The 17,406-nt window shown below is 72.9% G+C and carries 18 protein-coding genes; 5 read left to right on the top strand and 13 right to left on the bottom strand.

Annotation, left to right across the window (positions count from 1 at the left end):
• Window positions 1-30: 30 nt before the first annotated feature.
• The gene (locus ACIRB4_RS12050; RefSeq protein ID WP_403290144.1) at window positions 31-960 is read left to right on the top strand and encodes an oxygenase MpaB family protein; all 930 of its coding nucleotides are present in this window, start codon (window positions 31-33) and stop codon (window positions 958-960) included.
• Here the strand turns inward: ACIRB4_RS12050 and ACIRB4_RS12045 are convergent.
• On the bottom strand, window positions 917-1,528 hold the full coding sequence (locus ACIRB4_RS12045) for a hypothetical protein (protein WP_403290142.1): 612 nt from the start codon (window positions 1,526-1,528) through the stop codon (window positions 917-919). The genes ACIRB4_RS12050 and ACIRB4_RS12045 overlap by 44 nt on opposite strands.
• Before the next feature lie 189 nt (window positions 1,529-1,717).
• Here ACIRB4_RS12045 and ACIRB4_RS12040 point away from each other — a divergent pair, with 189 nt between their 5' ends.
• Complete coding sequence (locus tag ACIRB4_RS12040) at window positions 1,718-3,316, top strand: GMC oxidoreductase (RefSeq protein ID WP_403290140.1); 1,599 nt, start codon at window positions 1,718-1,720, stop codon at window positions 3,314-3,316.
• 18 nt (window positions 3,317-3,334) lie between these two features.
• On the opposite strand, the gene ACIRB4_RS12035 is transcribed toward ACIRB4_RS12040, so the two are convergent.
• Together ACIRB4_RS12035 and ACIRB4_RS12030 are read right to left on the bottom strand one after the other, a co-directional pair.
• On the bottom strand, window positions 3,335-3,814 hold the full coding sequence (locus tag ACIRB4_RS12035) for a carboxymuconolactone decarboxylase family protein (protein WP_403290138.1): 480 nt from the start codon (window positions 3,812-3,814) through the stop codon (window positions 3,335-3,337).
• Window positions 3,811-4,893: a dihydrodipicolinate reductase gene (locus ACIRB4_RS12030; RefSeq protein WP_403290136.1), complete on the bottom strand. Its 1,083-nt coding sequence runs from the start codon at window positions 4,891-4,893 to the stop codon at window positions 3,811-3,813. Before ACIRB4_RS12030 ends, ACIRB4_RS12035 begins: the two co-directional genes overlap by 4 nt.
• Before the next feature lie 213 nt (window positions 4,894-5,106).
• Here ACIRB4_RS12030 and ACIRB4_RS12025 point away from each other — a divergent pair, with 213 nt between their 5' ends.
• The gene (locus ACIRB4_RS12025) at window positions 5,107-5,904 is read left to right on the top strand and encodes a VOC family protein (protein WP_403290134.1); all 798 of its coding nucleotides are present in this window, start codon (window positions 5,107-5,109) and stop codon (window positions 5,902-5,904) included.
• Between the two features lie 26 nt (window positions 5,905-5,930).
• On the opposite strand, the gene ACIRB4_RS12020 is transcribed toward ACIRB4_RS12025, so the two are convergent.
• The 10 genes from ACIRB4_RS12020 to ACIRB4_RS11975 form a co-directional block, all read right to left on the bottom strand.
• Entirely contained in the window at window positions 5,931-6,125 is a 195-nt protein-coding gene (locus ACIRB4_RS12020) for a hypothetical protein (protein WP_403290133.1), read from the bottom strand.
• A gap of 131 nt (window positions 6,126-6,256) precedes the next feature.
• Window positions 6,257-6,925: an ABC transporter ATP-binding protein gene (locus ACIRB4_RS12015; protein WP_403290131.1), complete on the bottom strand. Its 669-nt coding sequence runs from the start codon at window positions 6,923-6,925 to the stop codon at window positions 6,257-6,259.
• A 77-nt stretch (window positions 6,926-7,002) separates the two neighbouring features.
• Window positions 7,003-7,905: an ABC transporter ATP-binding protein gene (locus ACIRB4_RS12010; RefSeq protein WP_403290464.1), complete on the bottom strand. Its 903-nt coding sequence runs from the start codon at window positions 7,903-7,905 to the stop codon at window positions 7,003-7,005.
• A gap of 92 nt (window positions 7,906-7,997) precedes the next feature.
• Window positions 7,998-8,834, bottom strand: a complete 837-nt coding sequence (locus ACIRB4_RS12005; protein WP_403290129.1) for an ABC transporter permease — start codon at window positions 8,832-8,834, stop codon at window positions 7,998-8,000.
• Window positions 8,827-9,792, bottom strand: a complete 966-nt coding sequence (locus tag ACIRB4_RS12000; RefSeq protein WP_403290127.1) for an ABC transporter permease — start codon at window positions 9,790-9,792, stop codon at window positions 8,827-8,829. Before ACIRB4_RS12000 ends, ACIRB4_RS12005 begins: the two co-directional genes overlap by 8 nt.
• Before the next feature lie 23 nt (window positions 9,793-9,815).
• Complete coding sequence (locus ACIRB4_RS11995; RefSeq protein WP_403290125.1) at window positions 9,816-11,423, bottom strand: ABC transporter substrate-binding protein; 1,608 nt, start codon at window positions 11,421-11,423, stop codon at window positions 9,816-9,818.
• Window positions 11,424-11,543: 120 nt separating this feature from the next.
• Window positions 11,544-12,620: an acyl-CoA dehydrogenase family protein gene (locus ACIRB4_RS11990; protein WP_403290123.1), complete on the bottom strand. Its 1,077-nt coding sequence runs from the start codon at window positions 12,618-12,620 to the stop codon at window positions 11,544-11,546.
• Window positions 12,617-13,798, bottom strand: a complete 1,182-nt coding sequence (locus ACIRB4_RS11985) for an acyl-CoA dehydrogenase family protein (RefSeq protein ID WP_403290121.1) — start codon at window positions 13,796-13,798, stop codon at window positions 12,617-12,619. Before ACIRB4_RS11985 ends, ACIRB4_RS11990 begins: the two co-directional genes overlap by 4 nt.
• Window positions 13,795-14,763, bottom strand: a complete 969-nt coding sequence (locus ACIRB4_RS11980) for an NADPH:quinone oxidoreductase family protein (protein WP_403290119.1) — start codon at window positions 14,761-14,763, stop codon at window positions 13,795-13,797. The genes ACIRB4_RS11985 and ACIRB4_RS11980 overlap by 4 nt, the downstream gene beginning before the upstream one ends.
• A gap of 83 nt (window positions 14,764-14,846) precedes the next feature.
• Window positions 14,847-15,434, bottom strand: coding sequence for a helix-turn-helix domain-containing protein (locus tag ACIRB4_RS11975; protein ID WP_403290117.1), 588 nt, complete (start codon window positions 15,432-15,434; stop codon window positions 14,847-14,849).
• A 64-nt stretch (window positions 15,435-15,498) separates the two neighbouring features.
• On the opposite strand from ACIRB4_RS11975, the gene ACIRB4_RS11970 reads away from it, so the two are divergent.
• Entirely contained in the window at window positions 15,499-16,449 is a 951-nt protein-coding gene (locus ACIRB4_RS11970) for an NAD(P)/FAD-dependent oxidoreductase (RefSeq protein WP_403290115.1), read from the top strand.
• Between the two features lie 162 nt (window positions 16,450-16,611).
• On the top strand, window positions 16,612-17,388 hold the full coding sequence (locus ACIRB4_RS11965) for a VOC family protein (protein WP_403290114.1): 777 nt from the start codon (window positions 16,612-16,614) through the stop codon (window positions 17,386-17,388).
• Window positions 17,389-17,406: the final 18 nt, after the last annotated feature.

The following is a 17,406-nucleotide window of genomic DNA, read 5'->3' as shown; positions in this document are numbered from 1 at the left end:
TCGCCGGGCGCGCGGACGCATACTGGGCGCATGGGATGGCCCAGTCCCACCGTCGACGATCTGAGGGAACGGCTCGGGGCCACGCTCTTCCGCCGCGTGGCCGGTCCCTCGGGTGAGGAGACGCGTGCCCGTATCCACGGCACTCCCGGCCCCCGCTGGTTCGGTCCCGACCGGCCCATCCGCGCCGTCCACGGCGACGCCTCCATGTTCGTCGGGGGTCTGACGGCGCTGCTTCTGCAGTCGCTCCACCCGGTGGCGATGGCCGCGGTGGCCGCCCACTCCGGCTTCAGGGGCGACCCCTGGGGCAGGCTCCAGCGGACCAGTACGTTCCTCGCCGTGACGACGTTCGGCACGGCCGACGACGCCCGGCGCGCGGTGGAGCGTGTGCGGGCCGTGCACGAGCGGGTCCGTGGGCGGACGCCGGAGGGGATCCCGTACCACGCCTCCGATCCGCATCTGCTGCTGTGGGTCCATGTGGCGGAGGTCGACAGTTTCCTGCGCGCCCATCGCGCCTACGGGGAGCGGCCGCTCGACCGGGCCGGTTACGACGGGTACGTGGCGGACACCGCCCGGATCGCGCGGGAGTTGGGCGTGGACGGCCCGCCGCGTACCGTCGCCGAGCTGGCGGAGCGGATGGACGCGTACCGCTCGGAGCTGCGGGCGACGCCCGCCTGCCGGGAGGCGGCGAGGTTCCTGCTGGTGAGTCCCCCGCTCCCCTGGCCGGCCCGGCCGCCCTACGCGCTGCTCGCGGCGGCCGCGGTGGCGCAGTTGCCGCCCTGGGCGCGGCGGTCGCTGGGGCTGCCGCGTCTTCCCGGGCCGGCCTGGGCGGGGGCCCGGGCGGGCGGGCGGCTGGTGACGGGGTCGATCCGGTGGGCGCTGGCTCCCCCGCCGCGCAACTGGGACGAGAGCGGGGCGGTCACTCTCCCGCGTGCGCGGCCCGGTGGATCGTCGCGTCGATGAGCGCGAGCGCCTCGCTCGCGGTGCGGCCGGGCGCGCGGTTCCAGGGGCCGATCAAGCCGGTCCAGCCCTGGGCGCGCAGCTCCGTGACGAGCCAGGCGGCGGAGCGGTTCATGGTGTCGGCGCTGCCGTAGCCGAGGCGGTGCGCGGTGAGCAGGGCGCCGCACAGGCAGCGGGCGCCACGGGCGTCGCGAAGTCGGTACGGCCGGTTCTGCCAGCCCCACTCCACGAGGACGCGGCGGGCGTGGGCGAGGTGGGTGGAGGGGCGCAGGTCGGGCTGGCCGATACGGCGCCAGGCGTGCAGCCGGTCCGGCAGCACCGCGCCGAGCCGGCCCGGGAGCGGCCGTTCGGCGGGCGGGGGCGCGGGAAGGGCCTCCAGGGCGGTGGTGACGAGCTGGTCGACGGGGACCGAGAGCAGGGCGCGCCACGGCTCGGTGGCCGGCGCCTCGGGCCGGCGGACGGCCGAGGTGTCCCAGCGGCGGACGATCTCCTGCCATGCCTCGGTGTCGTAGAGCCGGGCGGCGGTGCGGTCGACGGTGTCGAGGACGGGGTCGGGGGCGAGGGTCGGCATGGCGGGCGCACTCCTGGGTCGATCGGCCTCTCACTCATCAGAATGTCGGCTTTGCACCGATATCGCTTGAGTCAGAGCGGCCCACAAGGTGGGTGACCCACCCAAAAGTTACCTATCGGTTTACCGTGACTTCCCACGCGTACGGCAGTAGAACTCGTTCCTCTCCCTCTCGACAGTGAGGAGCGTGACGTGGTATCACGCCGAAGATTCATCGCTGGAACAGGTTCTCTTCTGGGCGCTCTCGCCGTCCCCGGCACGGCGGTCGCCGCCGGCCGCCTCACCGCCGGAGCCCGCCTCACCGCCGGAACGCGCCTTCCGGTGCTGGTGATCGGCACCGGGTACGGCGGTTCCGTCGCCGCACTGCGGCTCGCTCAGGCCGGCGTGCCGGTGCACATGGTCGAGATGGGCATGGAGTGGAAAACGCCCGGGCCGGACGGAAAGGTCTTCGCCAACACCACCAGGCCGGACCACCGCTCCTTCTGGCTCCGGACCAGGACCAAGCAGCCCCTCGGCAACTTCCTCGGCTTCCCGCTCGACAAGGACGTCCCCCGCTACACCGGGATCCTGGACGCAGAGGAGTTCGGCGGCATCACCGTCTACCAGGGCCGTGGCGTGGGAGGCGGTTCTCTCGTCAACGGCGGCATGGCGGTCACCCCGCGGCGCGAGAACTTCGCGGCCATCCTGCCGTCCGTGAACGCCGACGAGATGTACGCCGTCCACTACCCGCGCGCCAACGCCGGACTCGGCGTCCACCCGGTGGACCCGGCATGGTGGGAGAGCGCGGCCTGCTACCAGTACGCGCGCGTCGGCCGCAAGCACGCCCAGCGCTCCGGCTTCCCCTTCGTCTTCGTGCCCAACGTCTACGACTGGGAGTACATGAAGCGGGAGGCCGCGGGGACGGCCCCGCGGTCGGCTCTGGAGGGCGAGGTCCTCTACGGCAACAACCACGGCAAGAAGACGCTGCGCACGACCTACCTCGCCCGGGCCGAGGCCACCGGCCGGGTCACCGTCTCACCCCTGCACAAGGTCACGTCGGTCGCCCCGGCGGGCGGCGGCTACACGGTCGTCATCGACGAGCTCGACACCACGGGAGCCACCCAGGCGACCAAGACGGTCACGGCGGACAAAGTCTTCTTCGCCGCCGGCAGCGTCGGCACGAGCAAGCTGCTGACCAGGCTGAGGGCCACCGGCGCACTGCCCGGCCTGAACGGCGAGATCGGCGAGGGCTGGGGCGACAACGGCAACGTCATGTGCGGCCGGGCCAACCACATGTGGGACGCCACCGGAAAGCTGCAGGCGTCCATGCCCACGGCCGGCATCGACAACTGGGCCGCGGGCGGCGCGTTCGCCGAGGTCGCGCCGCTGCCCACCGGCATCGAGACCTACGCCTCGTTCTACCTCTCCATCACCGCCAACCCGCACCGCGCCCGGTTCTCCTGCGACCCCGCGACCGGGCAGGTCGAGCTCAACTGGCAGACCGCCTGGAAGCAGCCGTCCATCGACATGGCGAAGACCATCTTCGACAGGATCAACACCAGGGAGGGGACGATCTACCGCACCGACCTCTTCGGCTCCTCCAGGATCTGGGGCGACCATCTGACCTACCACCCGCTCGGTGGCGCGGTGCTGAACAGAGCCACCGACAACTACGGGCGTCTGCACGGCCACCCCGGCCTGTACGTCATCGACGGCGCGCTGATCCCCGGCAACACCAGCGTCAACCCGTTCGTCACGATCACGGCGCTCGCCGAGCGGAACATCGAGGAGATCATCGCCACCGACCTGTGACGGCGGCCGCGGGCCGGCTCAGCCTCCGGGCAGGGCGCACACGCTGTCGAGCCCGAGCACATGGTTGAGCCGGCCGAACGCCAGCCAGGAGCCGATGCTCATGCTCAGCTCCACGATCTCGGCCTGGCTGTAGTGTCCGGTCATCCGCGACCAGAACTCCACGTCGAGACCGTGGTGGTCCAGGGCGTACCGCTCGGCGTACTCGGCCGCCAGCCGCGTCCGCTCGTCGAAGGCGTCGGTGGTGCGCCAGTGGGTCACCGCGTCGGCGAACCCCTCCTCGACCTTCCGCCCGTCCCGTTCGGTGCGCCAGTCGAGGCAGAAGGCACAGCCGTTGATCTGCGCGATCCGCAGCCGCGCGGCCTCGAACTCGCGCAGCCCGAGGGTGGTGTGCTCGTACACGGCCAGCGAGAAGTTCGCGGCGGCCGTGCCGATGCCGGGGACCATCTCGCCCCAGACGTACCCGATCGGTTCCTGTCCCTCGGGGATGTCGATGATCACGGTCGTCTCCTTCCGAGCCTGCCCACCGCGGGCCGCAGGGGCACGTCGAGGGCGTCGTAGAGGCCGGGCTCCGCGGCCACCAGCCAGTCGACGGCGTTCACCAGCCGGCCGACCGCGGTGGCGTTTCCTCCGGCCGAGCGGTTCTCGCCCTCGTCGGTGGCCTCGACGGTGACCTCGATGCGCGGGCGGCCCTCGATGACCACCCGGTGCGCTCCGGCGCCGCCGCCCGGCGGCGTGGGCCAGTCCGGGGCGCAGGAGGGGTGGATCCGGGTGATGTGCTCGATGATCAGGCGGGGCTCGCCTCCGACCGTTCCCCGTACCTCGAACCGCACGGCGCCCTGGGTGCCCGCCTCGAAGGAGCCCATCGTCCTGGTGGTCACGCCGGCGTCGAGCGGGCGGCGTTCCAGGGTCTCGCCGATACCGTCGAGCTCCACGCCCAGGGCGCGCGCCATGAGCCGTATCTGCCCGCCCCACACCAGGGTGGGGACCGAGGGTGCGAGCATCGGCGGCTCGTACTCCATCGGCTGCCCCATGCCGACCAGGTACCGGACCGATTCCTCCTGCTCGTACGTGGAGTAGTCGAAGACCTCCTGGCAGCGGATGGCGTCGACGGTGGTGCCCAGGCCGCTGACGAGCAGGGGCAGGACGTCGTTGCCCCAGCCCGGGTCGACGCCGGAGACGAAGAGCGATCCGCCGCCCTCGGCGACGGCGGTGAGGACCGGCTCCCTCAGCTCGGGCGGGGCGCCCAGCGCGTCGTAGAGCGGATACAGCGCGGGAGTGACGACCACCGCTCCGGCGCGGATCGCCGCCACGACGTCGGCGAGGGCATCGTCGGGGCGGAGGTCGCCGGACGCGGCGTAGACCACCGCCCGGGGGCGGCCCGCGAGCACCGCCTCGACGTCGTCGGTCGCCGGGACCCCGAGCGTGCGGCCCAGACCGGCGAGGTCGCCCGCGTCGCGGCCGGCCTTGGCGGGGGTGTGGACGAGAACGGCGTCGAGTTCCAGCGCCGGGTGGGCGTCGACGGCGCGGATGGCCGCGCGTCCGACGTTCCCGGTACCCCAGACGACGGTGGGAATCATGCGCGGAGCGTAGCCTGACGGACCGTCAGTTCCTAGGGCCGTGACGTACGCGATCCGACGGCGGTCCCGTTCCGGGCGCCGGGGACCGGCCGCGCCGGTCCGGTCACAGTGAGTCACCGAGCGGGTCGGGCCCGGCGTGGCTAGCGTGGCCTTCGGGGACCTCCATCGAGCACCACCACGGAAAGCACCATCGATCGGAAGAGAGTCACCATCATGGCCGCACGACCTGAAGGCACGCCGATCTGGACCGACGCGATGTTCACCGACGTCGAGGGCGCCAAGAAGTTCTACGGCGAGGTCCTGGGCTGGACCTTCGGCGAGTCCTCCGCGGAATTCGGCAACTACACCACCGCCTACAGGAACGGGAAGGCGGTCGCGGCCGTCGTCCCGCCGATGCCCGGCCAGGACACCCCGCAGTCGGCCTGGTGTCTGTACTTCTCCTCGCCCGACGTGGCCGCCACGGCGGAGAAGATCGGCAGCAGCGGTGGCACCGTCGTCATGGACCCGATGAAGGTCGGGGACTTCGGCTCGATGTGCCTCGCCCAGGACCCCACGGGCATCCTCTTCGGCGTCTGGCAGCCCGACACCCACGAGGGCTTCGAGCTGGAGGGCGAGCCCGGCTCCTTCGCCTGGGCCGAGCTCTTCACCCGGGATCCGGAGCGGTCGGACTCCTTCCTGACCTCAGTCTTCGGCTACAACGCCAAGACGATGCGGGAGGAGAACGTCGACTACAAGGTCTTCGACCTGGGCGGTGAGCAGCCGGTCCTCGGCCGGATGACCATGACGCCCGAGGACTTCCCCGAGGAGGTCCGGCCGTACATCCAGATCTACTTCGCCGTCGACAACTGCGACCAGGCGGTCGAGAAGGCGGAGAAGCTGGGCGGCCAGAAGGTCTTCGGCCCGATGGACAGCCCGTTCGGCCGCTTCGCGGCGATCCTCGACCCGCAGGGCGCGGCCTTCGCCGTCATCGACCTGAAGACCACCGTGGGCGAGATGCCCGAGATGGTCTGAGCCGCGGTAGGTGGCTCACCAAGCCCTCAGGGCTTGAGGCTGCTGACCACGTCGGCGGTGGCGGCGACGCCGTTGTGGATGGTGGGCGCCATGCTCGTACCGGCGAGGAAGAAGCCGAGCAGCACGCAGACCAGCGCGTGGGAGAGCTTGAGCCCTCCGCCGCGCAGGAAGATCACCGCAAGGACCAGCAGAAGCAGCATCACGGAAATGGAAACGGCCATCGCCACACCCTCCTTGCGCCGCAGCCGGATCGCGGCGTTCGGCGGCCAGTGTGGCGCAGCACGGGCCGCGTCCGGCCGCACGGCAGGGCTGCCGAACGGGTGACGTTCGGCAGCCGGCCGGGCGGCGGGCCTCAGCCCGTCCTCGGCTCCAGGCAGTCCCGCCACTCCACCGTGCGGTCGCACCAGCGCGTCAGCAGGACGCGGTCGTGGCCCACGGCGAGCAGCCCGGCGCCGGTCTCCGCGCGGTACGCCTCGACCGCCGCGACCAGGGCGGCCGTGGTCGAGGCGTCGAGCATGGCCGTCATCTCGTCGCAGATCAGCCAGCGCGGTCGCAGCACCAACGCACGGGCCAGGCAGGCGCGTTGCAGCTGGCCGTCGCTGACCTCGTGCGGGCGGCGGGCCAGGAGGTCGGCGGTGAGGCCGACGGCCGGGGCGAGTTCGGCGAGACGGGCACCGGCGTCGGCCCTCCGGCCGGTGGCGCGCAGCGGCTCGGCGATCAGGTCCGCGAGACGCAGGCGGGGGTCGGCGGACATGCGGGGCTGCTGGAAGACCACGCCCACGGAGGTGCGCAGCGCGCGCGGCGCGCGGTGCCGCCAGCCCCGTATCTCCGTCCCGTCCAGGATGACCCGCCCCGTCTCGGGCCGGTGGAGCAGGGCCGCCACCCGGGCGAGCGTGGACTTGCCGCAGCCGCTGGGGCCGAGCAGGCCGACGGACTCGCCGGGCGCCACCGTCAGCGACGCTCCGGTGAAGACGGGCGCGCGGCGGTCGTACCCGGCGGTGACGGCGTCGAGTTCAAGCACGGGATCCTCCGGGCGCGACGGGAGCGGGGACGTGGCCGGGGACCGCGCACGCGCCCGCCGGACGCGGGGCCGTGGCGTCACGCATCGGATCCACCGCCCACGGGGTGGTGGCAGGCCACGCCCGCCAGCGGCTCCGGCAGGGTGCCGCACACCGCCGTCGCGCGCTCGCAACGCGGGGCGAAGGCGCAGCCCGGCGGCAGGTCGGTCAGTTCGGGCGGCATGCCCGGGATCGGGGTGAAGGCGCGTTCCGGCAGGGCGTCGAGAAGGCCGCGGGCGTACGGGTGGCGGGGGCCGGGTTCGCCGAAGAAGCGGTGGGCCGGGGTGGTCTCGACGATGCGGCCGGCGTACATCACGGCCACCCGGTCGGCGATCCGCCGTGCCGCCGCCAGATCGTGGGTGATCAGCAGCAGGGCCCGGCCGTCGTCGGCGTGGCGGCGCAGTTCGTCGACGGTCCGCTCGACCAGGTCGCGGTCGAGGCCCGTGGTCGGCTCGTCGGCGAGGAGCAGCGGGGCGTCGCCGATGAGGGCGAGGGCGGTCGCCGCGCGCTGCGCGAGGCCCCCGGAGAGCTCGTGGGGGTAGCGGTCGAGGTGGTCCGCCGGGAAGGCGGCCCGTTCGGCGGCCGCCTCGGCCGCCGCGCGCCGTTCGCGCCGCGCCGCGCCGGTCAGCTCCCGTACGGTCTCCTCCAGTTGGGCGCGCACCGTGCGGACCGGGGTCAGGTGGGCGGCCGGGCTCTGCGGTACGAGACCGACGCGCCGTCCCCGTACCGTACGGGCCAGGGTCCGCTCGTCGGCCGTGAGCAGGTCGACGCCGTCGAGGAGGGCCGTGCCGGACGCCTCGGCGTTGCCCGGCAGGAGGCCGAGGAGGGCGGCGGCGAGGACGGACTTGCCGCAGCCGCTCTCGCCGACCAGGGCGAGGCACTCCCCCGCCGCCAGGTCGAAGTCGGCGTCGGTGACGGCGGCGACGTGGCGTCCACCGCGCATCCGGAAGCGCACGGACAGGCCCCGGACGCTCAGGACGGCGTCGTCGGCGCGTTCGGCGGTGACCGCCTCAAGGGCGCGTGCGACTCGGGAGTTCACAGCATCAGCTCCGATCGGCGGCGCGGATTGAGCCGGTCCCGCCACACCCCGGCGAGCCCCGCGACGGCGAGCGTCGGCACGATCAGGAAGAGGCCGGGGAAGAGCGTCGGCCACCAGTCGCCGGCGAGCAGCGAGGAGCGGGCGCTCTGCACCAGGTTGCCGAGGCTGGCCTGGTGGCTGGGGAGCCCGAGTCCGAGGAAGGAGAGGGCGGACTCGTGCCACATGGCGTGCGGCACCATCAGCACGGCGGCGAGGCCGGCCTGCGGGAGGACGGCGGGCAGCAGATGGCGCGCGGTGACCCGCCATCGCGAGGCTCCGCCGGAGATCGCGGCGTCGATGTAGGGGCGCGAGCGCAGCGAGAGCACCTCGGAGCGGACGATCCGGGCGGTCGACAGCCAGTGGGTGAGGGCGACGGAGACGATGACCGGCCAGACGCCCGGCCGGAACATCGCCACGATGAAGATGCCGAGGAGCAGATGCGGTACGGAGGAGAAGGCGTCGACGATCCGCATGACGACCCGGTCGGGCCAGCCGCCGAGCGCACCGGCGGCGGCGCCGACCGCGGTGCCGATGACGGTGGCGACGAGCGCGGCGACGAGGCCCACGAGGAGCGAGATCCGCAGCCCGTAGACGCTGCGCAGCAGCAGGTCGCGGCCGACGTCGTCGGTGCCGAAGGGGTGCTCCCAGGACGGTGGGAGGAGCTTCAGGGACAGGTCGACGGCCTGTTCGTCGAGCTGGGCGATCGGGGGGACGACGAGGACGGCGAGGACGACCGCGCCGACGATCACGGCGGAGGACCAGAAGCGGACGCGCCGGGTGCGGGGGTCAGCCATCGAAGCCCACTCTCGGGTCGGCGAGCCCGTACATCAGGTCGGAGAGGAGGTTGCCGAGGAGCACCGCGGCCGTGGCGAGCACGGTGAGGGCGGCGAGCAGCGGGAAGTCGACGGAGGTGGCGGCCTGGACGGTGGCCGCGGCGATGCCGGGCCAGCTGAAGACGGTCTCCACGAGCAGGGCTCCGGTGATGAGTTCGGGGACGCGGGAGCCGACGAGGGTGAGCATGGGCAGCATCCCGGAGCGCAGCGCGTGACCGAGCAGGACGGTGCGCTCCCGCAGGCCGCGCGCGCGTGCCCCCCGCACGGGGTCCTCCTCCAGGGCGTCGCCGACGCCCTGCCTGACGTACAGGAAGAACCAGGGCAGCTGCGAGACGCCGAGGACGAGCGCGGGCAGGACGAGGTGGCCGGCGACCTGGTCGAAGGTGACGGTGTCGCTGGCGGTGTCGGTGAGTCCGCCGGCCGGCAGCGCGCCGAGCCTCAGCGCGAAGAACCAGATGGCGAGCAGGCCGAGCCAGAACGCGGGGGCGGCTTCCAGGGTGTACGCGGCGGAGCTGACGGTCCGGTCGAGCCAGCCGCCGCGGCGGCGGCCGGCGAGCACGCCGAGGACGGTGCCGAGGAGGATGGCGACGAGGAAGGCGGTGACGGCCAGGAGCGTGGACCAGCCGATCCGCTCGGCGATGACGTCGGCGACGGGCTGTCGCATGACGCTGGAGTCGCCGAGGTCGCCGCGCAGGGCGGAGGTGAGCCAGCCCCACCACCGGGTGACGAGCGGCTGGTCGACGCCCAGGTTGGCGCGCAGCTGGTCGAGGTTCTCCTGCGAGGCGGTGAGTCCGGCGGTGCCGGCGTAGGCCTTGACGGGGTCGAAGGGGGAGGCCGCGGCGACGGCGAAGACCGCGAAGGTGACGGCGAGGAGGACGGGGACGGCGAACAGGGCCCGCCGTCCCGTCATCCTGGCCATGGCCCCCCAGGGGAGGCGACGGCTCACTTCGCGGTGTCCTTCGGCTTCCAGGCCTCGACGTTCCACCAGGGGCCGGCGGCGAGGCCGTGGTCGTGCGGCTCGGTCTGGGTGGTCAGGCCGTCCCAGCGGTCGTCGACGACGTACAGGTGGTCGATGTGGGTGAGGAAGGTGTATCCGGGGTTCTTCACCAGTTCGCGCTGGACCGTGTCGTACGCGGCCCGGCGCTTGGCGGGGTCGTCGGTGCGGCGGCCGTCCTCCAGTGCCCGGTCGACGGTCTTGTTGTCGTACCAGGCCATGTTGTTGAAGCCGTCGCCGCCGAGGGTGGACTTCAGGAGCAGGTACTGGTCGAAGTCGGGGTCGCCGGGCGAGCCGCCACCGGCGAGGACGGCGTCGGTCTTCATGCGCGGCTCGATGACCTCCCAGGTGCCGCCCTGGGTCTTGATGCCGATGCCGGCCTTCTTGGCGTCGGAGGCGTAGGCGAGGGCGTGGTCCTGGCGGAGCTTGTCGCCGGAGAGGTACCAGAGCGGGAACTCGGCCCGTACTCCGTTCTTGACGCGGATGCCGTCGGGGCCCGGCTTCCAGCCGGCCTCGTCCAGGATCTTCTGGGCTCCGGCGAGGTCGTGGCGGCGCTCGGTGCCCTTGGCGAACCACTCGCTGTCGGTGGGGACGGGCCCGTAGGCGGGCTTTCCGGCGCCTTCGAGGATCTGGTCGACCATGGCCTGGCGGTCGACGGCGATGTCGAGGGCGCGGCGGACCGCGATGTCACCGGTGACCTTGTGGTGGGTCGGGAGGGTGACGGTGCGGTAGTCGTACGTGGTGGCGGCGTAGGTCTTCTTCGCCTTGTCGTTCTTGAACCCGGCGGCGAGGTTCGGCGGCAGGATGGCGCCGTCGAGGTCTCCGGCGCGCAGCCGGGTGGCGCGGACGTCGTCGTCCTTGATGATCGCCATGGTGAACTTCTTCACCTGCGGGGCGCCGCCCCAGTAGCCGGGGTTGGCCTTGAAGCTGAGCTTCTCGCCCTTGGACCAGTCGGTGAGGACGTACGGTCCGGTGCCGATCGGCTTGGTGGTGAAGGGGCCGGAGTTGACGTCCTGCTTCGCCGCGACGTGTTCGGGGGCGATGGCGAGGACGGTCCGCTCGGCGAAGGGGGCGTAGGGGTACTTCAGGGTGAAGACGACGGTGTCCTCGCCGACGGCCTTGACGTCCTTGAGGGCGTCGAGTTCGGTCCTGGAGGGGTTGTTGGTCTTCGGGTCGAGGATCGTCCGGTACGTGAAGACGACGTCCTTGGCCGAGAACGGCTGTCCGTCGCTGAACTTCACGCCCGGGCGCAGCTTGTACGTGTACGTGAGTCCGTCGGCGCTCACCCGGGGCAGCTCCGCGGCGAGGGCGGGCCGCAGCTTCATGGACGCGTCGAAGGCGAGGAGCCCGTCGAAGATCTTGGAGTTGCCGTCCTTGCCGTAGCCGAGGAGCGGGCTGAGGGTGTCGGGCTCGTAGGCGATGCCGACGACCGCGGAATCCTTGGGGCCGCCGGAGCCCGCGGCGGAGCCGCCGGGGTTCGAGCAGGCCGCCGCGGTGAGGGCCAGGGCTCCGGCCAGCGTGACGGCGGCGGCGCCGCGTATGGATCGGGCGGTCATGGTGCCCACACCCCTCTTGAAGATCGACCGTTGTTGCGAACGTCTCGCAATTAAACAGTATGTAAAGGGGTGCGGGCACATGGGCCCCTTACGGTGGCGGGAAGGCGCGCCTCTCCGGCCTCACGCCGGTGCCGGCAGGCCGGCCAGGGCCGCGATCGCGTCCTGGTGGTGCCCCGCCGAGCCGAGCGCGATCTGGTCGGCCTTGGCCCGCTTGAGCGCGAGATGCGCGGGGTGCTCCCAGGTCATGCCGATGCCGCCGTGCAGCTGCACGCACTCCTCGGCCGCATGGACGGCCACCTTCGAGCAGTACGCCTGGGCGACGGCGACCGTCAGCGGCGCGTCGGGGCTGCCGGTGGCCAGGGCGTCGGCGGCGGCGCGGGCCGCCGCGCGGGCGTTCACGATCTCCAGCCAGAGCTGTGCCATCCGGTGCTTGAGCGCCTGGAAGGAGCCGACGGGCCGGTTGAACTGGTGGCGCTCGCGGGTGTGGCGGACGGTCTCCTCCAGGCACCAGGCGGCGAGCCCGAGCTGCTCCGACGCCAGCAGCCCGGCGCCGGCGAGGAGGCCGCGCTCGATCGCCGCGCGGGCGGCGTCGGCGCCGGCGAGGAGCGTGCCGGCCGTCTCGGCCGTGGTGACCTTCGCCAGGGGCCGGGTGAGGTCGAGCGGTGTCTGCGGCTCGACGGTGGCCTCGGCGGCCGGCACGGCGCGCAGGCCGTCCGCGCGGAGCACCAGGAACACGTCGGCGAGGACGGCGTCGGCGACCCCGGCGACCGTACGGGCGGTGGGCGCGGGGCCGGCGGGACCCGTCGGGAGCGGCAGGGCGAGCACCGCCACCGTACGGCCGGCCGCGAGGTCGCCGAGCAGCTCGGCGACGGGGCCCTCCTCGATGTCCAGCGCGAGCAGGGTCTCGGTGGCCACCACCGCGCTGGTGAGGTACGGCGCCGGGGTCACCGCGCGGCCGAGCTCCTCCAGGACCACGGCCGCCTCGCGGTGGCTCGCGCCCTGCCCGCCGAGCTTCTCGGGTACGAGGAGTCCCGCGGCGCCGATCTCGCCCGCGAGGGACTTCCACAGCCCGGGGACGTAGGGGCTGCCGCCCTCGATCAGGCCGAGCAGCGTCTGGGCGTCTGCCCGGTCGGTGAGCAGGGAGCGGACCGCCGCGCGCAGGTCGTCCTCGGTCTCGGAGTAGAGCAGATCCGTCATCGGGCGAGGTCCTTCCAGGCGACGTCCTTGTCGTTGCGGGGCTCGGCGGGCAGGCCGAGGACACGTTCGGCGACGATGTTGAGGAGGACCTCGGTCGTACCGCCCTCGATGGAGTTGCCCTTGGAGCGCAGATAGCGGTAGCCGGCGTCGCGCCCGGTGAAGTCGACCAGTTCGGGGCGGCGCATCGTCCAGTCCTCGTACAGCAGCCCTTCCTCGCCGAGGAGTTCGACCTCCAGGCCGCTGATGGCCTGGTTGAGCCGGGCGAAGCCGAGCTTCATCGCGCTGCCCTCGGGTCCGGGCTGTCCGGCGGCGAGCTGCTGGCGCAGCCGCTCGCCGGTGAGCCTGGCCACCTCGGCGTCGACCCAGAGGTCGAGCAGGCGCCGGTGCAGGTCGTGGGTGCGCAGTTCGGGGCGCTCGCGCCAGGTCCTGGTGACGGGGCCGATCATGCCGCCCTCGCGGGGGATGCGGGCGCCGCCGATCGAGACGCGTTCGTTCATCAGGGTCGTCTGGGCGACCCGCCAGCCGTCGCCGATCTCGCCCAGGCGGTGGGTGTCGGGGATGCGGACGCCGGTGAGGAAGACCTCGTTGAACTCGGCCTCACCGGTGATCTGGCGCAGGGGCCGGACCTCCACACCGGGGTGCGTCATGTCGCAGATGAAGTAGGTGATGCCGCGGTGCTTGGGCAGGTCGGGGTCGGTGCGGGCGATGAGGATGGCCCAGCGGGCGACGTGCGCGCTGGACGTCCAGACCTTCTGGCCGTCGACCACCCACTCGTCGCCGTCCCGAACCGCCCGGGTGCCGAGCGCGGCGAGGTCGGAGCCGGCCCCGGGCTCGCTGAAGAGCTGGCACCAGACCTCCTCGCCCACCCAGAGCGGCCGGAGAAAGCGCCGCTTGACCCCGTCCGAGCCGTAGGCGAGGAGGGTCGGCGCGGCCATGCCGAGGCCGATGCCGATGCGGCGGGGGTCGTTGTCGGGGGCTCCGGCTGCGGCCAGTTCGGCGTCGACGACGGCCTGGAGCGAGCGGGGCGCGTCGAGTCCGCCGAGGCCGACGGGGTAGTGGACCCAGGCGAGTCCGGCGTCGAAGCGGGCGCGCAGGAAGTCGGTGCGCTCGGTGGTGGCGGGCGGGTGCTCGGCGAGCAACCGCTTGGTGCGGTCGAGCAGTTCGGCGGCGTCCGTCATGCGCCGGCTCCTTCCGGGAGAACGACCAGTCGGCCGGTGGTGACGCCCTCGGCGACGCGCTGCACGGCGTCCGCCGCCCCGGCGAACGGGACCCGCTCCGTGACGAGCGGCTTGATCAGCCCCTTGGCGGCGTAGCCGGTGAGCGTCTCGTGGCAGCGCAGGATCGCGGCCGGGTCCTTGAGGTTGTACAGGCCCCAGTGCAGGCCGAGGATCGAGTAGTTCTTCACCAGGGCGTGGTTCAGGGCCGGCGAGGGGATGGCACCGCTCGCGAAGCCGACGACCACGATCCGGCCCTCGAAGGCGACGACCTTGGCGGACTGCGCGTAGGCCTCGCCGCCGACGGGGTCGTAGATCACGTCGGCGCCCCGGCCGCCGGTGGCCTCCTTCACGGCGGCGACGACGTCCTCGGCGCGGCGGTCGACGACGACGTCACAGCCCAGCCGGCGGGCCACGTCGGCCTTCTCGGCTCCGCCGACCACGCCGATGACGGTGGCGCCGGCCGCCTTGCCGAGCTGCACGGCGGCGCTGCCGACCCCGCCGGCGGCGGCGTGCACGAGGAGGGTTTCGCCCTCCTTCAGGGCGGCGCGCCGGTGCAGTCCGAACCAGCCGGTCTGGTAGCCGATGTGGAGGGCCGCGGCCTCGGCGTCGTCCAGGGCGTCGGGGGCCGGGAGCACGGCCGCGGCGTCCGCCACGGCGTACTCGGCGAGGCCGCCGTACGGGAGGGAGGGGGTGGCGATCACCCGGCGCCCGTCCTCGGTCTCGCCGCAGACCTCCACGCCGGGGGTGAACGGCAGCGGCGGCCGGACCTGGTACTGCCCCCGGCAGAGCAGGGCGTCGGGGAAGTTGATGTTCGCGGCGCGCACCTTGAGGAGGAGCTGCCCCTCGCCGGGCGTGGGCACGTCGACCTCGTCGCGCTGCATCACCTCGCCCGGCTCGCCGTTTTCGTGCACTCGCCATGCCTGCATGGAGATCCTCCACCAGCCGTCGTCCGTACTGCGCGGTCGGTTGGCATACTAAGCGGTCGCTTGCAGCTGGCGGAACCTCGGTCTCAGGACTTCTTCTTCGGTCGAGCGCGCACATGCATCCGCTCGCCCTGCGGCCCGAACAGGCTCAGGAACTCCACGGGCCCGTCGCCGGCCTGCCCGAACCAGTGCGGGACGCGCGTGTCGAACTCGGCCGCCTCCCCCGCCGCCAGTACGACGTCGTGCTCGCCGAGCACGAGGCGCAGCTTCCCGGAGAGCACATAGAGCCACTCGTACCCCTCGTGGACGCGGGGGTCCGGCGCCTCGGCGGACTTCTCCTGCACGACCTTGTACGCCTGCAGCCCGCCGGGCTGGCGGGTGAGCGGGTACATCGTGCGGCCGTGCCGCACGATCGGCTTGGCCCGGACACGCGGGTCGCCGACGGGCGGCGCGCCGACCAGCTCGTCGAGCGGCACCTGGTGGGCGCGGGCGATGGGGAGCAGCAGCTCCAGGCTTGGCTTGCGCTGGCCCGACTCCAGCCGGGAGAGCGTGCTCACGGAGATGCCGGTGGAGGCGGAGAGATCGCCCAGGGTGGCCCCGCGCTCGCGCCGGATGCGGCGCAGTCGCGGGCCGACGTCGTTCAGCACCGCGTCGATGCGTTCGTCCTCAGTCATGGGTTCATTGCAGAAACAGCAAGATAGTTTGTCAAGCCCGGGGTGGCGGCGCGAAGGTCGGGGCATGAGCGAACACGAGCGGCTTCGGCAGTACGACGTGGTGGTGGTCGGCGGTGGTGCGGCGGGTCTCAGCGCCGCCCTGATCCTGGGCCGGTCCCGGCGCAGGACGCTGGTGGTGGACGCGGGGGAACCGCGCAACGCCCCGGCCGCCCATATGCAGGGCTACCTCTCCCGGGACGGGATGAGCCCGGCGGAGTTCCTGGAGGCGGGACGGCGGGAGATCGCCGCGTACGGCGTGGAGTGGACGGCCGGAACGGTGACGGGCGCGGTTCCGGACGGCGCGGACGGCTTCGAGGTGACGGTCGACGGCGCGCGCACGGTACGGACGCGGCGGCTGGTCGTCACCACCGGTCTGGTGGACGAGCTTCCGGAGATCGACGGGGTCGCCGAACGGTGGGGCCGGGAGGTGCTGCACTGCCCGTACTGCCACGGCTGGGAGGTGCGCGACCAGCCTTTCGGGGTGATCGCCCACCCGGTCATGGGCGCGCACCAGGCCCTGATGGTCTCGCAGTGGTCCGACGACGTGACGCTCTTCCAGCACACCGCCGCACCCCTGTCCGAGACGGACCAGGCGCGGGTCGCGGCGGCCGGCATCACGGTGGTGGCGGGCGAGGTGGCCGGTCTGGTCGTGGAGGAGGACCGGCTGACGGGCGTGCGGATGGCGGACGGGAGGGTCTTCGAGCGGTCCGTGGTCTTCGTCGGCGGCCGCACGGCGCCCCGGGACGAACTGCTGACGGCGCTCGGCGCCGTCACGCGGGACACTCCCCTCGGCCCGTTCGTGGCGGTGGACGAGACGGGGAGGACGAGCGTGCCCGGCGTGTGGGCGGCGGGGAACGCCGTCGGGGCGCAGGAGCAGGTGATCAACGCGGCGAGCGGGGGGTACCGGGCGGGCGTGGCGATCAACGCGGAGCTGATCATGAGCGATCTGGACCGGAGGGCGGCGTCCCCGAGCTGACGGGCCGGCTGGTGTCGCCCCTCCCCTTCGCACGCTGCGCCGTGCGGATGAAACCGGGGCGCTGCGGCTGCGGGGCCGGGGCGCCCCGGCGAGGATCGGCGATGGTGGCCGGACAGATGGTGGCCGGACAGCCTCCGGAAGCGGAAAGACGGGAAAGACCACATGCTCGGTACGGACTTCACCAAGGGCTCCCCCAACTGGCTCGACCTGGGCAGCCCCGACACGTCGGCCGCCGCCGCGTTCTACACCGGCGTCTTCGGCTGGGACTTCGAGTCGGCCGGACCGGACGCCGGCGGCTACGGCTTCTTCAAGCTGGACGGCAAGACGGTCGCGGCCCTAGGACCGCTCACCGAGGAGGGGGCGGACTCCGCCTGGACGGTGTACTTCCAGTCGCCCGACGTGGATGGCACGGCGCGGGCCGCCGAGCAGAACGGCGGCACCGTGCCCACCGAGCCCTTCGACGTCATGGACGTCGGCCGGATGGCCCAGCTGACGGACCCGGGCGGCGCCGAGTTCGCCGTGTGGCAGCCGGCCACGGTCAAGGGTCTGGAGAAGACCTCCGACGACAACACCCTGTGCTGGACCGAGCTCCATGTCGCCGACCCGAGGGCCGCACTGGACTTCTACGGAAAGCTGTTCGGCTGGCGGTCCCAGGAGATGGAGGCACCCGGCATGACCTACCGGGTGGTGTCCACCGCCGAGGGCGACCAGGACGACGCCTCGTTCGGCGGGATCGCCGAACTCCTGGACGGCGGGGAGGCGCGCTGGATCCCCTACTTCGGCGTCGCGGACACCGACGAGATCGTCGCCCGGACCCAGGGCAACGGCGGCTCGGTCCTCATGCCCGCGGCGGACGTCCCGGACGTGGGCCGCATCGCCTGGCTGGCCGACCCCTTCGGCGCCCCGTTCGCCGTCATCAAGCCGGCCCAGCAGATGTAGACCCGCCTGAGACGGCTC

The sequence above is a fragment of the Streptomyces sp. NPDC093600 genome, assembly GCF_044764755.1.
Taxonomy (GTDB): Bacteria; Actinomycetota; Actinomycetes; order Streptomycetales; family Streptomycetaceae; genus Streptomyces.
The sequence above is the reverse complement of the archived record's forward strand: the minus strand, read 5'-3'. Positions and strand labels throughout refer to the sequence as shown.